Source organism: Acinetobacter sp. YH12021 (assembly GCF_013420145.1).
Classification (GTDB): Bacteria; Pseudomonadota; Gammaproteobacteria; order Pseudomonadales; family Moraxellaceae; genus Acinetobacter; species Acinetobacter towneri.
Map to the genome: position 1 here is coordinate 295,362 of NZ_VOYT01000001.1, position 20,019 is coordinate 315,380.

At 39.6% G+C, this 20,019-nt stretch carries 14 protein-coding genes, 1 tRNA gene and 1 pseudogene; 6 read left to right on the forward strand and 10 right to left on the reverse strand.

The window, feature by feature from the left end; translation table 11 throughout:
* Positions 1 to 9: 9 nt before the first annotated feature.
* The 9 genes and pseudogenes from tssM to FTT91_RS01395 form a co-directional block, all read right to left on the reverse strand.
* Positions 10 to 3,834 carry a type VI secretion system membrane subunit TssM gene (gene tssM / locus FTT91_RS01355; RefSeq protein ID WP_180168837.1) on the reverse strand — a complete coding sequence of 1,275 codons (3,825 nt, stop codon included), beginning with the start codon at positions 3,832 to 3,834 and terminating at the stop codon, positions 10 to 12.
* A 25-nt stretch (positions 3,835 to 3,859) separates the two neighbouring features.
* Positions 3,860 to 5,286: pseudogene (locus FTT91_RS01360) on the reverse strand (hypothetical protein).
* Positions 5,280 to 6,281, reverse strand: coding sequence for a type VI secretion system baseplate subunit TssG (gene tssG, locus FTT91_RS01365; RefSeq protein ID WP_004972723.1), 1,002 nt, complete (start codon positions 6,279 to 6,281; stop codon positions 5,280 to 5,282). The pseudogene FTT91_RS01360 and the gene tssG overlap by 7 nt, the downstream one beginning before the upstream one ends.
* Positions 6,245 to 8,053 carry a type VI secretion system baseplate subunit TssF gene (gene tssF / locus FTT91_RS01370; protein WP_180158812.1) on the reverse strand — a complete coding sequence of 603 codons (1,809 nt, stop codon included), beginning with the start codon at positions 8,051 to 8,053 and terminating at the stop codon, positions 6,245 to 6,247. Before tssF ends, tssG begins: the two co-directional genes overlap by 37 nt.
* Before the next feature lie 12 nt (positions 8,054 to 8,065).
* On the reverse strand, positions 8,066 to 8,542 hold the full coding sequence (gene tssE, locus FTT91_RS01375) for a type VI secretion system baseplate subunit TssE (RefSeq protein ID WP_004972715.1): 477 nt from the start codon (positions 8,540 to 8,542) through the stop codon (positions 8,066 to 8,068).
* Between the two features lie 81 nt (positions 8,543 to 8,623).
* Positions 8,624 to 9,127 carry a type VI secretion system tube protein Hcp gene (locus FTT91_RS01380; RefSeq protein WP_004972712.1) on the reverse strand — a complete coding sequence of 168 codons (504 nt, stop codon included), beginning with the start codon at positions 9,125 to 9,127 and terminating at the stop codon, positions 8,624 to 8,626.
* Positions 9,128 to 9,172: 45 nt separating this feature from the next.
* Positions 9,173 to 10,654, reverse strand: coding sequence for a type VI secretion system contractile sheath large subunit (gene tssC, locus FTT91_RS01385; protein ID WP_180168838.1), 1,482 nt, complete (start codon positions 10,652 to 10,654; stop codon positions 9,173 to 9,175).
* Entirely contained in the window at positions 10,647 to 11,150 is a 504-nt protein-coding gene (gene tssB / locus FTT91_RS01390; RefSeq protein WP_004972705.1) for a type VI secretion system contractile sheath small subunit, read from the reverse strand. The genes tssC and tssB overlap by 8 nt, the downstream gene beginning before the upstream one ends.
* Before the next feature lie 15 nt (positions 11,151 to 11,165).
* Positions 11,166 to 11,825 (reverse strand): hypothetical protein, encoded by a 660-nt coding sequence (locus tag FTT91_RS01395; RefSeq protein WP_136144010.1) that lies wholly within the window; start codon positions 11,823 to 11,825, stop codon positions 11,166 to 11,168.
* Positions 11,826 to 12,264: 439 nt separating this feature from the next.
* Here FTT91_RS01395 and tssH point away from each other — a divergent pair, with 439 nt between their 5' ends.
* Genes tssH through FTT91_RS01425 form a run of 6 tightly spaced genes read left to right on the forward strand, consistent with a single transcriptional unit; the run spans position 12,265 to position 19,768 of the window.
* A complete protein-coding gene (tssH, locus tag FTT91_RS01400; protein WP_218948408.1) occupies positions 12,265 to 14,931 on the forward strand; it encodes a type VI secretion system ATPase TssH in 2,667 nt (888 codons plus the stop codon).
* 28 nt (positions 14,932 to 14,959) lie between these two features.
* A complete protein-coding gene (tssA, locus tag FTT91_RS01405; protein ID WP_136144159.1) occupies positions 14,960 to 16,051 on the forward strand; it encodes a type VI secretion system protein TssA in 1,092 nt (363 codons plus the stop codon).
* 10 nt (positions 16,052 to 16,061) lie between these two features.
* On the forward strand, positions 16,062 to 17,426 hold the full coding sequence (tssK, locus tag FTT91_RS01410; protein WP_136144160.1) for a type VI secretion system baseplate subunit TssK: 1,365 nt from the start codon (positions 16,062 to 16,064) through the stop codon (positions 17,424 to 17,426).
* A 10-nt stretch (positions 17,427 to 17,436) separates the two neighbouring features.
* The gene (gene icmH, locus FTT91_RS01415) at positions 17,437 to 18,237 is read left to right on the forward strand and encodes a type IVB secretion system protein IcmH/DotU (RefSeq protein ID WP_180168839.1); all 801 of its coding nucleotides are present in this window, start codon (positions 17,437 to 17,439) and stop codon (positions 18,235 to 18,237) included.
* Positions 18,238 to 18,247: 10 nt separating this feature from the next.
* Positions 18,248 to 18,814: a hypothetical protein gene (locus FTT91_RS01420; RefSeq protein WP_180168840.1), complete on the forward strand. Its 567-nt coding sequence runs from the start codon at positions 18,248 to 18,250 to the stop codon at positions 18,812 to 18,814.
* 3 nt (positions 18,815 to 18,817) lie between these two features.
* Entirely contained in the window at positions 18,818 to 19,768 is a 951-nt protein-coding gene (locus FTT91_RS01425; RefSeq protein ID WP_180168841.1) for a M15 family metallopeptidase, read from the forward strand.
* A gap of 142 nt (positions 19,769 to 19,910) precedes the next feature.
* On the opposite strand, the gene FTT91_RS01430 is transcribed toward FTT91_RS01425, so the two are convergent.
* A tRNA-Ser gene (locus FTT91_RS01430) sits at positions 19,911 to 20,000 on the reverse strand.
* Positions 20,001 to 20,019 lie beyond the last annotated feature (19 nt).

The window sequence follows — 20,019 nt, forward strand, 5'->3', positions numbered from 1 at the left end:
TTCTCTTGATCATTGCGGAACGCCTCCCACTTGTGCAGACATTGTAGTTTTAGACTGCGTAGCCGCTGTTTGTGCGGGACTCATTGCTGTCGTTTGTGCAGCAACCACAAGAAGTGCTTTGGTCGTGGTGACTTGATCGACCAACTGCAACCCCACATAACCACGACTTGAACCAATATTGCCCGAGCTATGTCCGCTAATGAGTCGGAAATTCACTTTTAAAGATAAAGATGGTTCCGTTTTACTGACCCAAGTCATTTCAAAGTGACCGTTTTGCTCTTTGCGCTGTGCAGCATCAATTAAACGGTTAATGCCATATTCGCCCGGTGCTTCAAAAATAGTATGCGACTGACCGTTTAAATCGACTGCACTAATACGCACGCCGGGAATTGCGCCTGGATTGGGCCACACAAAGTTGACCCATTGTTGAATTCCATTTTCAAACTGCATCCGCTGACCATCAATATCGATGCTATACGATAAAAATTGTGGGTGCTGTAATGGATAAAATTGGAAATTGGATTGATTTGAAACAGCAGATGTTGCAGGCTGATCTAAACGTCCTGTTGCCATACCATGAATTGGCGCAACATATTGCGGAAATGCCATCACAAACTGAGGATTTAAATTTAAGCCTAAATCTTTCCATGTTTTTGAAGTTAAGACATAACCACGACGAATCAACAACGGATCTAAAGTGTCTTTGACAAAGCCAGCAATACTTCCTGTTTCACCAAAAATTTGTCCCATTTCCTGACTGGTTGCCTGTAAAGTCCCCCCTGAATGAAATGGATATTTCTGACCTAAATGTGTTGCAAACGGTTGATAGGCTTGAATACGCCATAATTTATTAATTTCATCTTGTGTCGGTACAATTAAACTTGCAAAAGATTGAGTTAGCGGTGTCATCAATAGTTTTTGTAATAATTGTTGGTCAGCCTCTTTTAAACCCACCATCATTTTTTCATCGACATATTTTTGCGTTGTATTAAAGACCGAGTTTTGATCATGGATGGTTTGTTTGAACAATGCCATTGCACTTGCTCCAATTTCCCCTGCCGTTTGAAGATCATTTAACTTGCTGCGCACCTGTGCAAGGTTGTTCATATACACATCAAACAGAGATTGATCCTGTAAATCGTCACGTTTACGCAGCAGTTGATAAAACATTTGGTATTCTTGAGAAATCGCACCTTGCGCTTTTAGAGCTGCCTGCGCTGCAGCTTTGTCATTAGATTGACGCAGCACTTTGTCTTTAAACCACGCCATAAATCCTTGTTCAGGCACAGCAAGTTCAGCTTGCACAATTGGATTATCCCAATTGGTTTCCACTGCAATACGTTGCAATAACTTGCGAATTGGCGAGTTTTGCGGCTCTCCCAACAAATCAAGCTGTTTCACTTGCTGGCTGAACTGATCTGTTTTGGCATAGTGAATACCATTTAGGAATTTCTTCCATTCACTTACATATTCTTGCTGATACAAACTCAGCAATTGTTTACGGATTTGTTCAGGACTTCCTGAAAAAGTCAGATCATCTGACTGACGGCTATTGAGTACCCAATCTTTGCTGTCCGTTGGCTGATTGGCTGCCTGATCAATTGCTTGTTCGACATATTCACTCCACGCCTGCTGCGTAAAAATGCCAGGCAAAGCATGACTGCCTAAAACAATGCGACTGTGTTGCTCCCCCACAATTTGACTGACTGTTAGCGCAGGAAAACGTACTGCTGCACGCATTTTTATTTCGTTATATACCCGATCTCGTGCAGGCATTCCCTGAATGACCGACAACAGCACTTGACGAGTTTGATCGACCATTTGTGCATCACTTTCCAGTACAGGAAAATCGTCCTGATGAGCGAGTGTCATGGCATAAGACAGGATTTTTTCTGCCTGCTGAATCATGTCAGTACGTGGCATTTCCCCAAGATGAGCATCCAACCAAGTGCGCCAAAAACGTGAAATCTGATCACTTAAATGACTGTTCTCCCGATATTCAGGGTTTGTCAGCATTAAATAAGCTTTTAAAGCATTATAAGCATCTTGCGGTTTTTGCGCGGAAGGCTCTAAATATGGTTGAGTTTTGGCAACTTGCTGTGTTTCTGCACGTATATGATGCGCTTTGAGTGTTGCCGCATCTTGTTGGACACGCTGTAAATATTGCGCGATATTTTGCTGCGTTGGCAACAATACAATCTGCTGAACACCTTTTAGATATTCAACTTTGAGCTGTTCGCGTAACTGCTTGCCCTGATATAAGCCAAAACTGAACTTAAGTGGACGTTGTTCGGAAAATCCATCCAACTGTTGCAGTCGCGCTTGTAAAATTAATAAGCTTTCCAATTGCGTGGATAAAACCTGCCCAGAAGTTTTTTCCAAACGTACAACTTGATCTAAATCTGCCTGAACATCGGCAATGAGTTGTTGATTATGGCGATATGACCATACCCAAACACTGAGCAACAATCCAACACCAAGCAATGCAGCAGTAAATGCCATATAACGCTGACGTTTTTTCGCAGGATTAATATGTTGTTTCACCAAATGCTGATCTCGCAAAATCACATTGGAAAACAGACCTTGTAAAAAATAGCCATGATTTGGGGCAATCGAACTTTTTTCTTCGTCCTGAAAAGGACTTGCAATCTGCTGCAGTTGAAATTCTTGTGCGATACTTTCTGTCATCGGGCTTTCGATGCTGCCTTCCTGTAACGCACTGGTAAAGTAAAAACCTCGAAAAACAGGTTGGAATTGATACGGATTATCTTCAAATAAAGTCCCAATAAAACTTTTTAATGCTGGCTTTAAAGTTTTAAATTCCAATGGAAATGTCATGACACTCGGCGAAATATTTTGAGCATGACGGCGACTTAAATGTGTGGTGCTCACGCTTTTTAAGCCATCATATAAAATGTTGTAATGTTTCTCGAACAATGTCACGGCATGCTGCGATGAGTTTTGCTCATAAGGCAAAGTCGCGCCCCAAGCCTGATTATATTCTTGCGCTGCATAACAATTGAAAAACTCGGTAAACCCTGCAATTAAATCCATTTTGGAAAATACCAAATACACAGGAACCACAACTTCCAGTCTTTCGGTTAAATCCTGAATTCGGGCACGTAAATTTTTAGCAAGTTTCAACGAATGTTCGGGGCTTTGACTGATTAATTCAGCAATACTCACGATCACAATCAAGCCATTTACAGGGGCTTTGGCTCGGCTTTTTTTAAGAATATTTAAGAAGCCAAGCCATTCCGCATGATCTTCTGCATACACCGAATAACGTCCTGCTGTATCTAGCAAAACGCCTTGGGTAGAAAAAAACCAGTCACAACTTCGGGTGCCGCTTAAACCAGCTGACACCATTTTTTGATGAGTTTCTTCAAATGGAAACTTCAAGCCTGAGTTATAAATTGCAGAACTTTTACCTGCAGCAGGATTACCAATCACCATATACCAGGGCAATTCATATAAGGCAGCATTGCCCTTTTTATCGCCAAGTTTAGATTTACGAATCAACTGGATTGATTCTTTCACTTGTTGTTGAATTGATTGTAATTCTGCCTTGTCTTTATATTGGGTAGAAACAGCCTGATGGCTTTGTTCAATAGCATAGGCAAGTTTTTCACCTTGTTCCGCGTGCTGTTTGCGCTGGATGAGCCAATAAATAACATAGGCAATGACACTCAGCGCATAACTGACTACCAATATCCAAAATATTTTGCGGGGTAGCACTGAATATGTGGATAGCAAGGCAATGAATAAAGATAAAGCAATCATCGCTTTAGGATTACTCATGTACTGCCACAAATAAGCTAAAATAATATGCATGGAATTCTCTTATTATTGTTGTTCATTAATCAGCAAATGCTGCACATGCTCGCTCTGCGGGAATCTCAGAAAAAGTTTGGATGCATGCCTGTAAATTTTGTGTATAAACCAAAGCGGCTTGATGACTTGGGAGCAATGCTCCCAACATCAACCCAAATGGTTTGGCTAAGTTCAGGGTATTTCCGACAGCGGGTTTACAATATAAATAGTGATACGGCTCGACAGGACTTTCTGCGAAAAACTGTTCACATTTTTTCATTGCTTTACGATCCGTAGCATCTTCAAGCATGAATACAAAAGGCGCTTCGGCTTGGTCTAGTGCCAACTCACGCAGTTTTAATATTTCAAATATTTGTTGCACATGAGCTTGATCGGCAAATAGATTAAAAGCCTTGATAGGTCGTTGCTGTTCTAGTTGCACAGCAGTATTTGCAACACACCAACTACTAATAAATTCGGCAGGGAGATAGCTGCTATTGATCCAACATTTTTCATCAATCAATACTTGATCAATTTCAGAATCCACCACAATGATCAAAGCAATTTCATGTGCTTGATGCTGAATACGCTCAAATAATTCCTGTAGTTCCTGTTCGGCAGATAATGCGCTTAGATAATGATATTCAGGTGAATTTTTTCTAAAATGATGCCCATTTCATCTAAAATACGCTGAATAGCCGTATTACTGTGTGAATCATCCCAAACATCTACAAGCTCTGCAGACAATAAAATATGTAGATTCAGACGATCTAAACGATAGACCTGTTCAAGCTGAGCAAGCTCACCCTGTTCAGTATCTGCCAAACTTAAATCTGTCCATGCAGGATGCATACGATATTCATGTAAATGCTGGCTTTCATAAAATAAACTTGAGCATTTTAGCTGCGCTGAGATCAGACTCAAAAGCGTAATGTGCTGTTCAATTTGCTGTTGAATTAATGCCATGATGCGCTGCTGTCGAAGTGACAAGCATGATTCATCTTGCTCATGCGCACTTCCATCACCGTGCTGTTGATCTAAATCTTCAATGCGATACGAAAGCATCGGCAGCCCATGTAAATTCAGTAAATTTCGATCTAACTTTGGACTGGTAAAATGCTGAATACCTTCCAGAATTGCCTCATTTTCACCTAAAGCACTATATGCAGCTGCTGCATACACATGCAATTTCAAATATTGAGGGTCAACATGAGGCATGGCTGTTGTGAAAAACTGCGCTGAATCAAATTCAGTCTGTGAAGCTTGTTGCCGCTGCATTTTGTAGTGCTGATAAACCTGATAAATAAACCAAGGTGCAAACAAAGCTGCACTGATCAGCATCGGTACAACCAAAAAATATGCAATCAAATCTGTCAATTCAGGTTGATATTGAATATCACGCCAATAATCAATCGCGCCCCATCCAAACAAAATAAAACAGGCAATCCATGTTGCTAAAAACTTCTTCAACATGGCGCACGTCCTATTAAGGCATAGCAAGTTTCAGCATGATGGTCTAATGTCTTAGTAGGCATTAAAAATGCACCTTGCCCCAACCCCATCTCATGTTTTGAATCTAAACACATCGGCTGAATTTCTGTTCGACCTAAAATCAAACGCAAATCAATATGCAAACTTGGATCACACCATGTTTCAATCAGACGTTTTAATTTGTGGCTTAAAGGTTGATCTGGCAAAAAAGCGAGATATTGCGCTCGGCATAAAGGCCCAATTTGAATCTCAATTTTGCCATCCATTTGCTGCATAGTACTTCCACAAAACGTATTCAGCCCGAGCAAACTTGGATTCTTGCCACCTAAGCAGGATTTTTGTTCATCCTGTAACTGAAACTTTTCTTTTACAAATTCCCGAATATGTATTTGCTGCGCAAAAATGCAGGACAAGACCGTTTTTAAGGCATGTGCAGTGTTATTCTGCCCCTGCATGAATCCAGAAAACTCGGCAAAATATTCATCTAAATCAGGCTGTTCATGATGAGTTCTCGAATAACCACTTAACGCATGCAAAATATCGAGATAATCATTTTTGTGTTCTATCTCATAGCGGATGGGCAAGTGATATGCCAAAGTCGCATCGACATATTTTGCGGTCAGTTGATGATTAAATAAGCCTAAAAATGCTTGCGCTTCCAAACGCTGTTGACGCAAATGCTGTTTTAACTGATGCGTATAACTATAAGGCAAAGCCCCTTGTATACCAGTCAGTCCGATCACTAAATTGCTTAGATGAATACGTTGATCCTGATAATGCAACGATTCAATTTCCGCTAATGGAAAACTCAAGCGAAATGAAGGTTCAAAATAAAACGCTGCTGACCAATGGTATTGACCTTGCACTACAGTCGAATGACGTAATAAGCGCGTCGATTGAACAAATTCAAATGTGCCTGGCTGTTTAAAGACTTGATCAATTATAGAAGTGTCTTGCCACCAACGTTCTGCACGCATGGGTAGATCTCCTGTTGATTCAGACTGTCTTTAATGACGACATCCACAAAACTATTGATTTGAACTTTCAGATTAAAAAGATGACTTAATAATTGGCTAAAAATATAAAGACTGTGTCCATGAAAAACACGTGGATCTATACAAAGCTCAGCTTTCACACCCCGAACAAACATAGGAAATGGCTGTGTATTCACTAACTTATGTGTTGTGGAAAAACTGAGTTGTTTGATTGCATCAATCAATACAATATTGTCTTTCGACTGCGGCAAATTGTATAAAGTTAAAAGCTCTTTCACGTGACTCAAAGCATCACCTTTCATTAAAGCCAAAGTATTGAGTGAAAGATGCGAAATAATGCGCCATTGTTGCTGACTATTTTGATCAAATGAAACCGCCAAGGTAGGTCGTTTTAGAATATTGGCACGCCTTGCCAGACGACTGTCATTTAAATGTAGAACATGATTGCTCTGACTTAGCGCTTCATGCGCCAAATCACCGTTGGAACACAGCAAACGTGTACTGATAAAATCCGATTTAACTTCATCTGGCTGCAACTGTTTGGAAATAATCGAATAGCTGATTGGCATCATTTTATTTTGCACAGGCTGATAATGCAGCGTATAAAAAAATTGAGTTTGATCTGGATGATAATGACTCATGGCAAAAAATGGCAAAACAGGCAAATGAGTTGCAGCCTGCCGAGTCTTTTCGCGCAGCATATTCATTTCGATCACTGCATAAACTTGATATAACTCAGGGTGATGCGCATCTGTAATCAAGGGATAGTGTAATTGTGTATGTAAAATCTTTTGCGGTTCTGCCTGCTTTTCAAACAGGTTAATTGCAGGTGTACTAAACAATTTAAAATTTGCGACATTCAATGCGGAATAATTGCGTAGAAGTGCCTGATTATTCAAATTCAGTTTGAGATGAATCAATATTTCAAAACTATTTTGCTGCTGCAAGTGTTCATTTAAAACACTCAAATCAAAGTTTAAATAATGAAACTTTTCAGGAAAACAAAAATACTCCATCAATAAACGATAAGCATGATGCGTGTGTTGATCAATCGGCAATAAACTCTCTTGTTCGCTAAATCCCATCACGGTAAATGGGTTGCGAATATCAGTTACGCTTTGTCCAACACGAAGGGAAAAAGCTGTTTCCTGACGAAAAATACCATCTAAAACTTGTAGGGGAAAATTAGAAAGAGCATCCAAATAGATCGGTAGTTTTTCATCTAAAATCCAGCTGTGTGCATCATTAAAAATTTCAAATTTCAGACTTAAAGTTGCATTCTGATTCAAATTCAGATGTACACTTGGTGAGGTCTGAAATGCCAAATCCGTTATTGCAATCGGCAATAAACGCACATCTTGACTGGTGTTAAATTCACATTGTACGCCTTTAAAACTACGTGACTTTAATGTAGTTTTTGCTGGAATTAACTGTGCTGCAGTCAATTGTTTCAATTTATCGCGCTCATCAAAACTCACCACCGTACACGCGGGAAAATGACGTAGATACTGCGGAAACATCACCTCAAACAAAGAATAAGTAAAAACCTCATAACTGTCTGCTAATTTTTTATCAATACGTGCAGCAATAAAGGAAAATGCCTGAATGAGACGCTCGATATGCGGATCATCAATTTGCTCTTGATTTAACGCGAGTCGCTGTGCAATCTTCGGATATTTCTCTGCAAATGCTCTAGATTGTTGACCGAATTCTTGTAATTGTTTTTCATAATACGGTAAAAGTTGCTCTATCACAGTGGACTCCCACTAAGCTCGGGCAGAAATAACATATTGTTGTGTTGTGGGTTTGAGTAAGGCATCAAAAAAAACAGGCTCATACAATGGGTGAATATTTAAATAAGCTTGAATACTTAAACAAAGCGCGCCCATGTTGTGTCCATCAAATAGCATGTCAACTTTAATCTGCTTCAATCTTGGTTCGTGCGCTGTAATGGACTGCTCAATCGATTGACAAATTTTATCGCGATCTAAAGGGTTCGCTGTCGACAATCCAATAAAGTCAATAATGCCAAACTGCAAAATCGATTTTTTAACGAGTGGGAACTCATCCATATTTCGATCAAACTTTGCAATTCGACTATTCAGCAAATCTTCTAAATCACGTGCAACTGACTCGCGCAATTGCTGAATCGACATCCCGCTTAATCCGTTTTCTTGTTCAGCGAACAAACGATCAAATAAAGTTGATCTAAAACCATAAGGATATAAATGATCTAAATTCATGATGATCACGATAATCTTTGAGAGATTTTGAGAAATTAGAGCTGAGGTGCTATGACCTCAGTCTAATCACCCCATGCTTGATTAAGCAGCGTATGAAGCTGTGTTATTGGACAACGACCACTTTTTCGTCACTGCACCTTTTGCAGTGCCATTAATGTCTTGTTGGTTATACGTCCACTCAACTGCTGCATATTTCAAACCAAATGTTTCAGCCGGAACGCCCTCTTCATTTACAGTAGGCGTCACACTTGAAACCAAAACATGCTTCAATTTGATTTGTAAGTACTTGATTCGCTTATCGCCATTGGCACGATAATAATCAATTTGCACTTCATCGAAGGTATAACCCGCAGAACACGCTTCCCATAATTTAGGACTGGTTGCATCTAAGTCTTTCACAAAAATCATATCTGAATGTTCAACTCGTTCAGCGGTATGACCACCAACGCTACTTGAGGTCGCAGATTTAGGTTGACGAATGTGATGTGACCAAGAGTTCACTTCAAGCCAACCTTTGTGTTCAGCATCTCGTGATTCTCCATCGACTTTGTACTTGCCGCGAAACTCAACATATATATCTTTCATTTATAATTGACCTCTATTTTTATATTTAAAGTTATGATTAGGCTCTTAATGTGAGGACTGAGGTAATTCAGTCACGAGTCGTAAAGAAACAGACAACTCGTCTAGCTGGAAATGTGGTCTTAAAAACACCACAGACTTGTAATGACCCGGTTGAGCTGGATCTTCTACAACTTTTACAGATGCCTCTCGAAGCGGATATTGCGCTTTTGCTTCTTGAGATGCACCATCATCAAGCAAGACATACTGCGAAAGCCATTCATTTAAAAAGGCCTCCACATTGCCTGCAGATGCAAAACTTCCGACTTTGTCGCGCATCATGGCTTTTAAATAATGTGCGATACGTGACACCGCCATGATGTATTGAATTTGACTCGACAATGCAGAGTTCGCATTGGCTGTATCATTGTCATATTTTTTAGGTTTCTGTGCAGATTGCGCACCAAAAAATGCTGCATAATCGGTATTTTTACAATGAACCAAAGGAATAAAACCTAGATCGCTGAGTTCTTTTTCACGGCGATCTGTAATGGCAATTTCAGTCGGGCATTTAAATACCACTTCACCATCTGAGGTTTTAAAGGTGTGTACAGGTAAGCCTTCTACCAAACCACCACCTTCAACCCCACGAATCGCAGCACACCAACCATGCATATCAAAAGCATTGGTTAAGCGCGTGCCAAAAGCATAAGCAGCATTCATCCATAAATAATCATCATGCTTTTCGCCAGACACATGTTCTATAAAATTAAAGCCTTCTGTGGCTGTGCCATCTTTGGGATGGTAAGGCAGGCGACCCAACACATGCGGCATAATTAATGCAACATAGCGTGAATCTTCACTCTCTCGAAATGAACGCCATTGCACATATTCAGCCGTTTCAAAGATTTTTGAAACATCACGCGGGCGGTCAATATCCGTGAATGATTCAAGTCCTAACATGCTCGGACTTGCAGCCGATACAAAAGGTGCGTGTGCCGCTGCAGCCAATTGCGAAATTTGTTCCAATAAATACATATCTGACGGGGTACGATCAAACTCAAAATCGCCAATCAGTGCCGCATAAGGCGCTCCACCAAACGAGCCATATTCTTCTTCATAAATCTTTTTAAACAAAGTGCTTTGGTCAAAATCAGTTGCCCCCTGAAAATCTTTGACCAATTCTTTTTTTGTCGTATTTAACATACGAATTTTGATCATGCTATTCGAGGGTGTTTCTTGGCAAAAATAGTAAAGCCCCCGCCAAGTTGATTCAATTTTTTGAAACTGCGCATGCTGCATAATCTGGCTGAGCTGACTGGAAATTAATGCATCAATTTCGGCAATACGCTGATCAATAGACAGCGTCATATTCTCAGAAATAGTAATTGTTCCCGCCATGACTTCTTTTGCCAACTCACCAATCAAACTTTTGGCACGAATCTGCTCATCCGCATTACGCGCAATACGGCTTTGCTCAATAATTGAATCCAATAAACCTACCGATTCTACTTGCTGATTTGATGCAACTGCTGTTTGTAAATTATTCACGTTCAGCCTCTGCACTCAATTGACGAATTTGATCGGTATTGTTCAGCACTTCATCCAGTAAATCTTCTAAACGTTCGCTATTAGAAATTTTATTACGCAAATCCGTTAAACGCTCACGCGCTTCTAGCAACTTACGCAGCGGATCCACTTGTTGTACGACCTGTTCTGGACGAAAGTCTTCCATCGAGTTAAAAATGAGATCAACGGATAGTTTTCCACCTTCCGCAGTCAAGGTATTTTCCACTTGAAAAGCCGCACGCGGTGCTAAAGATTGCATCACTTCATCAATATTATCTAAATCGACATTAATGAATTTTTTGTCTTTTAATTTGGTCTTTTCTACTTCGGATGCCGCTGAAAAATCCCCCATTACTCCAACCACAAACGGTAATTCTTTAGATGCAATACCATCACCAACCTCAACATCATAAGTCAGCTGAACACGCGGTGGACGTATGCGTTGCAGTTTCTTCTGCACGCTTTCTTTTTTAGCCATGAGTGATTCCTTTGGTTATTTTTTTAAAGTCGCAAATGGATTTGTACTACTTGGTGCAACAGCAAGTTGAACCATTTTTACAGGTTGAGTTGTTACGGTTTTTTCTTTTTTTGGTGATTTTGCAGTCACTTTAGATATTTGCTTTTTAGGTTTAGGTTTAGGTTGCAGTGATTTTTTTGACGATTTCTTGACGTAACTAGAAGCCTCTTTTACCGCTAAAACAGGTGCAGGCTTTGCTTGTTCAATTGCATCGACCAAGTTTTTTGCTGCTGGATAAGTCTGTTCTTCACTTAAATAGCGAACTTCATTACGACGCATTTGCTCAATCGCTGAAGATGCCATTTGCGTACTTGCCATAAATTGCACATCCGTCAATGCAGTACTTTGAATATCTTGCTCGTGCAAATGACTGATCAACTGCAATGCTTTAAAATTCTGTCCAAGCTGCTGATGTTGCTGTGCGGCTTGAATGAGTAAATTATTTTTATTTTGACGATTTTTCTTGTCACAAATCTGCGCATAAATACCACGCAAAGCAAGGTCTGACTCCCCTTCCATCCACGGATATTGTTGGATACATTTCTTTTTAAGCTTCACTTCTGATGTATTTGCAACCACATGCTGATTGAAAGTAAAACCAGACAAAATTGTGATAAAAATAACGATTCTTTTCAAGACAACCTCTTATTTATTTGTTATTTGAACTAATTTCTAATCATTTTTATTAAAATGAGTTTCTCTTAATTTTTGTAATTCAACTGGAGTCAAAATTAACTTTTATTTTGATTATTTCCAGTTCAAATATAGTTATAAAATAATTTAGCGAGCGCATTTAACTAGAACATGAATAGATAAGTCAAGTCATATGTGAAAATTCAGTTAAGTATTCCAATATATTTTGTTGTGAGTGAATTACAACATTTAAAAATATTAAAATTTAGTTTGATTTTATTTTTTGATTTAAATATGATGCGGTGTCCCAAGACAGGAAAGCAATCGTTTTTGTCGCAAAAATAAAAGTAAAATATATTATTTTCAATAATTTAAATAAAAATAGAACGATTAGATTCATTTAAAACTAAAAATTTTCTTACGATAAAGTTAGAGCCAGATAATGAACAACCTAAAAACACTCATTACAAAACTTTCGCAACCGACTAAAACAGCATTAGAAAAATCTGTAAACTTTTGCATAAGTCAAAGTCATTATGAAGTCGAGATTGAACATCTTTTATGTGAATTATTAAAGGAACAATCCAAAACTGATCTTTCTATATTATTTGCTAAATATAAAATATCAAAATCCAAATTTATTGATGATTTAAATAACAGCCTTACAACACTGTCTAAAGGAAATACACGTACACCTATTTTCACAAAATCAATTATTCTTTTATTAGAACAAGCTTGGTTACTCGCTGCTGCAGATCAACAGCCGATTATTCGCAGTGGTCATTTAATCATTGCCTTATTAACTTCTGCCGATTTATATCAAGTGGCAATCCGTGCCTCAACTTTATTTGAAGCATTTCCCATTGATACCATGAAACATAAGTTTCTAGAAATTTGTGCTGAAAGCTGTGAAAATTTTAGCCAAACAAATCAAACATCATGTGCAGAAAACACGAATCAACTTCAAGCAAAAACATTAGCACCCAAAACCCCTGCATTGGATCAATACACCATCGACCTGACCCAAAAGGCACAAAATGGTGAGATTGATCCTGTCATTGGGCGTGAGTTTGAAATCCGTTTGCTGCTTGACATCTTAATGCGACGTCGTCAAAACAACCCAATTTTGACAGGTGAGCCAGGTGTTGGAAAAACAGCTGTTGTAGAAGGTTTGGCATTAAAAATTGCCCAAGGTTTGGTACCTGATGCCTTAAAAAATGTGCATCTGCATGCCTTAGATTTAGGTCTGTTACAGGCTGGTGCCAGTGTCAAAGGTGAGTTTGAAAGTCGCCTAAAGCAAGTGATTCAAGAAGTTCAATCTTCCTCTCATCCGATTATTTTATTTATTGACGAAGCACATACTTTAATTGGGGCAGGTGGTCAAGCAGGACAAAATGATGCCGCAAATTTACTGAAACCTGCCTTAGCACGCGGAGAATTAAGAACGATTGCCGCAACAACTTGGAGCGAATATAAGCAATATTTTGAAAAAGATGCTGCGCTTAGCCGTCGGTTTCAAGTTCTCAAAGTTGCTGAACCTACAGAAGCTGTCGCAATTGACATGCTACGTGCCATGATTCCAGTCATGCAAACACATTTTAATTTACAAATTGATGATCAAGCCATTATCAGCGCAGTACAAGCATCTAATCGCTACATCAGTGGTCGTCAACTTCCAGACAAAGCCATTAGTGTTTTAGATACTGCTGCGGCACGAGTGGCTTTAACCCAAAATGCACAACCTGTTGTTTTGGATCACCTCAAAGCACAGTTACACAATCTACAATTAGAACAGCAGCTTATCACGCAAGAACATCAACAACTCCCGATTTATCAGGAACGATTATCACAACTCAAACAACAGCTCGTTCAGCTAGAACAAGAAATTGCCGATACTGAAAAACGGTGGCAACAAGAGTTGAATTTGGTTCAGCAGATTCAGCAGCTCAATACGCAAAACGCCTCAGATGTTCTGGATAAAGTTACGCAATTAAGAATCCATTTAGCTGAATTACAAGGTCAAAATCCTCTAGTTTTTGAACGTGTTAATGCACAGATCATCCATGAAATTATTTCTGATTGGACGGGTATTCCTGTTGGCGAAATGCTCAATGATGAAATCCAGAAAATTCTAAAGTTAAAGGTCAAACTGAGCCAACGTGTGATGGGACAGGAGTATGCCTTAACTCAATTGGTGCATGGGATTCAAACTGCCAAAGCAAAATTAGAAGACCCACAAAAGCCTCAAGGTGTTTTCTTATTAATTGGTCCAAGCGGTGTCGGTAAAACTGAAACAGCGCTCGCCCTCGCCCATGAACTCTATGGCGGTGAGCAACATCTCATCACTATTAATATGTCTGAATATCAGGAAGCACATACCGTTTCTACCTTAAAAGGCGCGCCACCGGGTTATGTCGGTTATGGGCAAGGCGGTGTCTTAACCGAAGCCGTGCGCCGCAACCCTTATAGTGTCGTGTTATTGGATGAAATTGAAAAAGCGCATCCCGATGTTCAAGAATTATTTTATCAAGTCTTTGATAAAGGCATGCTGGAAGATGGTGAAGGTCGCAGCATTGACTTTAAAAACACCACGATTTTACTGACCTCAAATACAGGTTCGAGTGCAATTATGCAAGCCTGTTTAAATCAACCTGTAGAAAATTGGCCTACTGCAGAAAAGTTAATTGAGCATTTAAAAACAAGTCTATCTCAACAATTTAAACCTGCATTTATTGGGCGAATGCGCATCGTACCTTATTTTCCGCTGCACGATGATCTTTTGGTTCGTATTATTCAGCACAAACTCGAAAAAATTATTACGCGTATCGAACAACAGTATGCAATACAGGTTCAATATTCTGATGATGTGATTGAATTAATTTTGCAGCGTTGTACTGAAGTAGATAGTGGCGCACGCAATGTCGACCACATCTTGAACGCTACCATTCTACCTACTTTAGCCACGCATATTTTAGTTGCTTTGGCAGAACAGCGCCTACCGAAGTTGATTTTGATGCATGTCGTCAATGATGAAATTCACTATCAACTAGATCCAGCAGAACCAACAACCAAACAAGCCTCCAATCCAGAACCTCAAGCTGCGGTTTAAAACTTTAAAATTGAGTTAATTTAGCTATATGGATATTTTATCTTTACTTGCACCTATTCAAGCACAATTGCCTTGTGGCGAAGATTATTGTTTTTCAAATGAATTTCATGCAATCAAACTCGCTAGAACTCAAGATGATACTTTACTGGAACAAGGGGATTGGGTCATTGCCCCCAAACAGGCAGATTGGGACTTTGTTGCAAATACAGTAATACATTTACTGCAAACGAAGACTAAAGATATTCGTTTGCTGACTTGGCTTGCTGAAGCATGGGCGAACTTATCTGGTTTTGAAGGGATCAGTAAAAGTCTGGAACTCAGCCATCGCCTCATCGCGCAATATTGGATAACGCTCCATCCTGAAATTGAAGATGAAGATTTAGACCAACGAATTGGACTATTACAAGGACAGATCAATCAATTGCCCGTCTTGATTAAAAAAGTTCCCTTGGTCAATCAGGCGCCTTTTTATTGCCTACTCGACTATGACAATTTTCTTTATCAGGAAAACATGCTTCGTAAGCAAGGCGATGATAGCAGCGTGGATCATTCCGCGGAATTGGCTCATTTAGAACAAGCCGTATTGGAGCTAAATCCAGACATTCAGCGCCAAAACTATCAATATTTTACAGAGATTTTACAGCACTGGACGACCTTAAAGCAGGTGCTAGATCATGTGCTGGGTTTAGATGCGCCAAGTTTTGCTGCAATTGATTCAAGCTTCAATAGCATTCATCTTAGTCTGAAGAAAATTTATAAAGTAGCATCACTTGAACAAAGCCCTGTCACTGCACTTACAGAAGTGACAGCTTTATCGCCCTCTATTTCACCTCCAGTCAGCATTCAATCGTCTACTGCACAACAGCTGTCATTTCAACCACAGCAACAGTCACACCTAGAAAATCGTGAACACGCCATGCAAGTTCTGCAGGAAATTTCAGCATATTTTCAAAAAAATGAACCGCATAGTCCTGTCAGCTATTTACTGGAAAAAACCATTAAGTGGAGCCAAATGCCCTTGCATGAATGGCTAGCGCAGGTGATTAAGGATGAACATCCATTGAACATGCTACAAGACACGCTTGGCGTTCAATCCAACAATCAATACCAATCAGAATAAGTGAATCACCATGTTTAAAGCAGAAAAAATCCTTTGGGGTGAAGGCTTATTTTTACGTCCTCAGCATTTTCAAGTTCAAGATCGCTACCATGAACAGCGTTTGAATCACACCATCCGTGCCATGATTCCTCATGCCTATGGCATACAAAAATTAAAATTTGATGAAGCACAACTTGCAACACATATTCTTGCACTGCAAGAGGTACAAATGATTTGGCAAGATGGTGAAATTTACCATGCACCTGCACAAGACTTGCTACCTGCACCGTTGTTATTGGATGACCTGAATTTAAACACAGAGATGATGCTGTATCTAACTCTTCCGATTTTGCAGGCCAAGCAAAAAAATATAGCAGATGAAACACAGGCAATACCGAGTCGCTATCATAATTTTTTGCAGGAAACCCATGATTTATTTACCGATGCCAGCCCTGCTGAACTCAATTTTTTACATCGCCGCGCAGCATTTAAGTTATTAGAGTTGCATGTTCAGCCCAGTCAAAATCTGGATGGTTTTCTATACCTACCGATTGCGAAACTCAAACGCCATAGTTCAGGCAGTTTTGAGCTAGATTACCAATTTATTCCACCACTTTTGCATATTTCAGCTTCAGAAGTCTTAATCAATCACTTAAAACGTAGCCTAAACATCATTAAGGCGAAGATAAAAACCATTCAGGGCAATAATCGTGAAAATGAACAAAAACTGATTGAGTTCCGTTCAGGAGATATTGTTTCCTTTTGGCTAATCAATGTCTTAAATACAGCCTATGCCGAATTAAACCACCTATTACACTATCCACAGATTCATCCAGAACGCTTATTTTCAGAATTATTACGTCTAACTGGCTCATTACTGACGTTTTCAACTGCTTATAGTGTGGAGCATCTTCCACAATACCGACATTGCCAATTACAAGAGAGTTTTCAGCAGCTTGATCTCATCTTAAGAGATTTACTCGACACAATTATTTCCAATCGTTACTTCAGCATTGCACTGAAAGAAACCCGCCCATCATATTGGGTCGGTAGCCTTGAATCTGACAAGATTGACCGTGATACGCGACTGTATCTTGCAGTTTCTAGCAGCTCAATGCAAACCCATGAATTAATTCAAGTCGTGCCTTTACGTTTTAAAGTGGGCAGTACCTTTGATGTAGAGCAACGTGTAATTGCCGCACTACCCGCAGTTCCATTGCAGCATTTAGTCCAAGTGCCAAGTGCAATTCCAGTACGTTCTGGGGTCAGTTATTTTGAAATTGAATCACATCATGAGCTTTATCAACCAATGCTGGAATCCACAACAATTTGTGTGTATATGCCCGCAGGCTTCCAAGATATCAGCATCGAACTGATTGCAGTACTTAATCATTAAGAGAAAAATTATGACTCAACCCATCGGCATGCCCTCTTTATTTGATGATGAAGAAATTGGTTCAGACTTATCTCACCTGTCCTTACCAACAGCTCAAACCACCAGTTTAATTGACCTCTTACATGATGGCTTTTATTTAGTTTTTCTGCTGCGTAATCATTATATCCCTACCCATCCGAGTGAGTTTCGTGAAAAGATTCTGGATGTACTCAGTCATTTTGAGCAACAGGCAAAACGCTTACAATTTTCTGCCGATGATATTCACAACGCCAAATATGCCTTTTGCGCTCTGATGGATGAAACCATTGCCACACAACAAGATAATGCCTATTTTGACTTGCAAAATACATGGCTCATCAGTCCTTTACAATTGAGTCTGTTTGGTTCGCAATTGGCAGGCTATCGTTTTTTTGAAATTTTGGAACAGTTGCGTAGTCGCGGTAAAGAACATTTAGCAGCATTAGAAGTATTGCATTACTGCCTGTTACTGGGTTTTCAAGGGAAATATCGACTGGAATCGGTGGAAAATTTAAATCATCTTGTTGCCCGTGTTGGCGATGAAATTGATTATCTCAAAGGGAAAAAAGCGGCATTTTCTCCATTTGCTGCCATTCCAGATCAAATTAAACATCTGATTCATCATGAATTACCTTTTTTCTGGATTTTAATTTGCCTCTGCATGTTTACGGTACTGACTTTCGCTGGCTTAACATTCGTGCTTTCTCAACAGAGCCAGAATGCCTTAAGTCCCTATCAAAATGTGATTTCGATACCTGTAGAAGAAGCACATATCACAATTCATTTACCCTAGTGGATGATGTATGGCACAGGAAAAAAAGACTTCTTTACGCATCTTACAACATAAGAAAAAGACCTTAGCTTCTCGCTTTTATGTACTGATCGGTTTTATTGCAGGTTTGATTGTTTCTACCCTGATTTTCTTATTATGGGTGAACAACTTTAATGGCTCTAATCTACAGACCTCGCCAATATTAGATGAATCAGAAAAGAAACAAATGCATCCATCAATCACGGTTCATGCTCCATGGGTTGATGAGGTTGTAACAGATGATCATGAAACTTCTTTATTAAGTGAAGATCATCATTTCATTCAGCCGAAGGACAAGGATTTAAATAAATTCTTTGAGCGCCCGACATCCAACAACACACCATCAAACGGCGCTCCAACGCCGCCTGCACAGCAAGTTGCTCCCTTTGAAAATGCCGCACAGCATCCAGTAAAGCGCATCACGAAAGTTGAGAAAATTAATCCAGCAACAACGAAATCCACAACATCGACACAATCAGAAGCTGAAACAGCAACGCCTGAAGCAACACTAAAAATTACGGTGACACAAAGACCATTGGCTATAGATGAAGATCAATAACCTATGATTTTTGTGATTTTTTTCTGCTTTGTTGCTATTGCACTCGGATTAATGCTGCTCATGTCTTATGAGATACAGCATACATGCAGGCAGCGTTTACGGTCTTTATTACCACAAAGTAAAACTAAAATAATCAATTTTTTGCACGTTATTCATCATTTATATCAGGCTGCTTCACCCAACAAACTACAATCACATTGGTATGTGCAGCAATGGTGGATTTTAATTGCGGGGCTAATTTTATTGACCAGTGTTCTGACTTTTGCTTTTACCCAACCCATTCATTCCACACGAATTGAAGCTGAATATTTAAAAGAAACTGACCCACAAATTTATGCCTTACTTCAGGGAGAAATGCTCAGTCCTCCCCCAGAAGAAGATGCTATTTTGATTCAAGATGCAATCATAGAAACGACTCAGCTTGAACAAAGCTATCAAGCACAACATTCCGCCGAGGGCAGCGTGGATGCTGCTCGTATTGAAACGCCCGTTTTTCATAGCCATGCACATTTAGATTCTGCTTTACTGGATCGTAAATGGGACAAAATCAACCCACGCTATAAGCAACGTCTGCTGAAGGTATTTAAAATTATGCGAGAACAACACGGTTATGAACTGGTCTTACTTGAAGGTTATCGTAGTCCAAGTCGTCAGAATATGTTGTCGACTAATCCAAATACTACACGCGCCAAAGGCTATCAGAGTTATCATCAGTTTGGTTTAGCTGCCGATATTGCTTTTAAACGTAATGGTAAAATTGTTATTTCGGAACGTGATCCTTGGGCAATGCGTGGCTATCAACTGTATGGTGAGGTGGCTGAATCGGTAGGTTTGACTTGGGGTGGTCGCTGGAAATCAATCCAAGATTATGGTCATACTGAATACCGTATGCCTGGTTTAAAAAAGACCAAAGAAATGGCTGAACAGTTAATTGCAGAGGGTCAATTGCGATAGTTGAGGGGTTGTAAAAACAAAAGCAACTCAATTTTCAGCCTCTATACCAAGTTAATCATATTTAACTTTTTCAGATATAGGTCATAAGCGAAATAACAAGACATAAAAAAGACCCTTGAAAATCAAGGGTCTTTTAAAAATTTGGCGGAAGCGGTGAGATTCGAACTCACGGAGGACTCGCGCCCTCGTCGGTTTTCAAGACCGGTGCATTAAACCGCTCTGCCACGCTTCCATGTGGGCCATGATACGAA

Coding starts and splice junctions, on each gene's coding strand:
- tssB (WP_004972705.1), bottom strand. CDS start 11,150: ATGGCTAAAAAAGAAAGCGTGCAGAAGAAACTGCAACGCATACGTCCA.
- tssH (WP_218948408.1), top strand. CDS start 12,265: ATGAACAACCTAAAAACACTCATTACAAAACTTTCGCAACCGACTAAA.
- FTT91_RS01420 (WP_180168840.1), top strand. CDS start 18,248: ATGGCACAGGAAAAAAAGACTTCTTTACGCATCTTACAACATAAGAAA.
- tssM (WP_180168837.1), bottom strand. CDS start 3,834: ATGCATATTATTTTAGCTTATTTGTGGCAGTACATGAGTAATCCTAAA.
- FTT91_RS01380 (WP_004972712.1), bottom strand. CDS start 9,127: ATGAAAGATATATATGTTGAGTTTCGCGGCAAGTACAAAGTCGATGGA.
- tssK (WP_136144160.1), top strand. CDS start 16,062: ATGTTTAAAGCAGAAAAAATCCTTTGGGGTGAAGGCTTATTTTTACGT.
- tssG (WP_004972723.1), bottom strand. CDS start 6,281: ATGCGTGCAGAACGTTGGTGGCAAGACACTTCTATAATTGATCAAGTC.
- tssE (WP_004972715.1), bottom strand. CDS start 8,542: ATGAATTTAGATCATTTATATCCTTATGGTTTTAGATCAACTTTATTT.
- FTT91_RS01425 (WP_180168841.1), top strand. CDS start 18,818: ATGATTTTTGTGATTTTTTTCTGCTTTGTTGCTATTGCACTCGGATTA.
- icmH (WP_180168839.1), top strand. CDS start 17,437: ATGACTCAACCCATCGGCATGCCCTCTTTATTTGATGATGAAGAAATT.
- tssA (WP_136144159.1), top strand. CDS start 14,960: ATGGATATTTTATCTTTACTTGCACCTATTCAAGCACAATTGCCTTGT.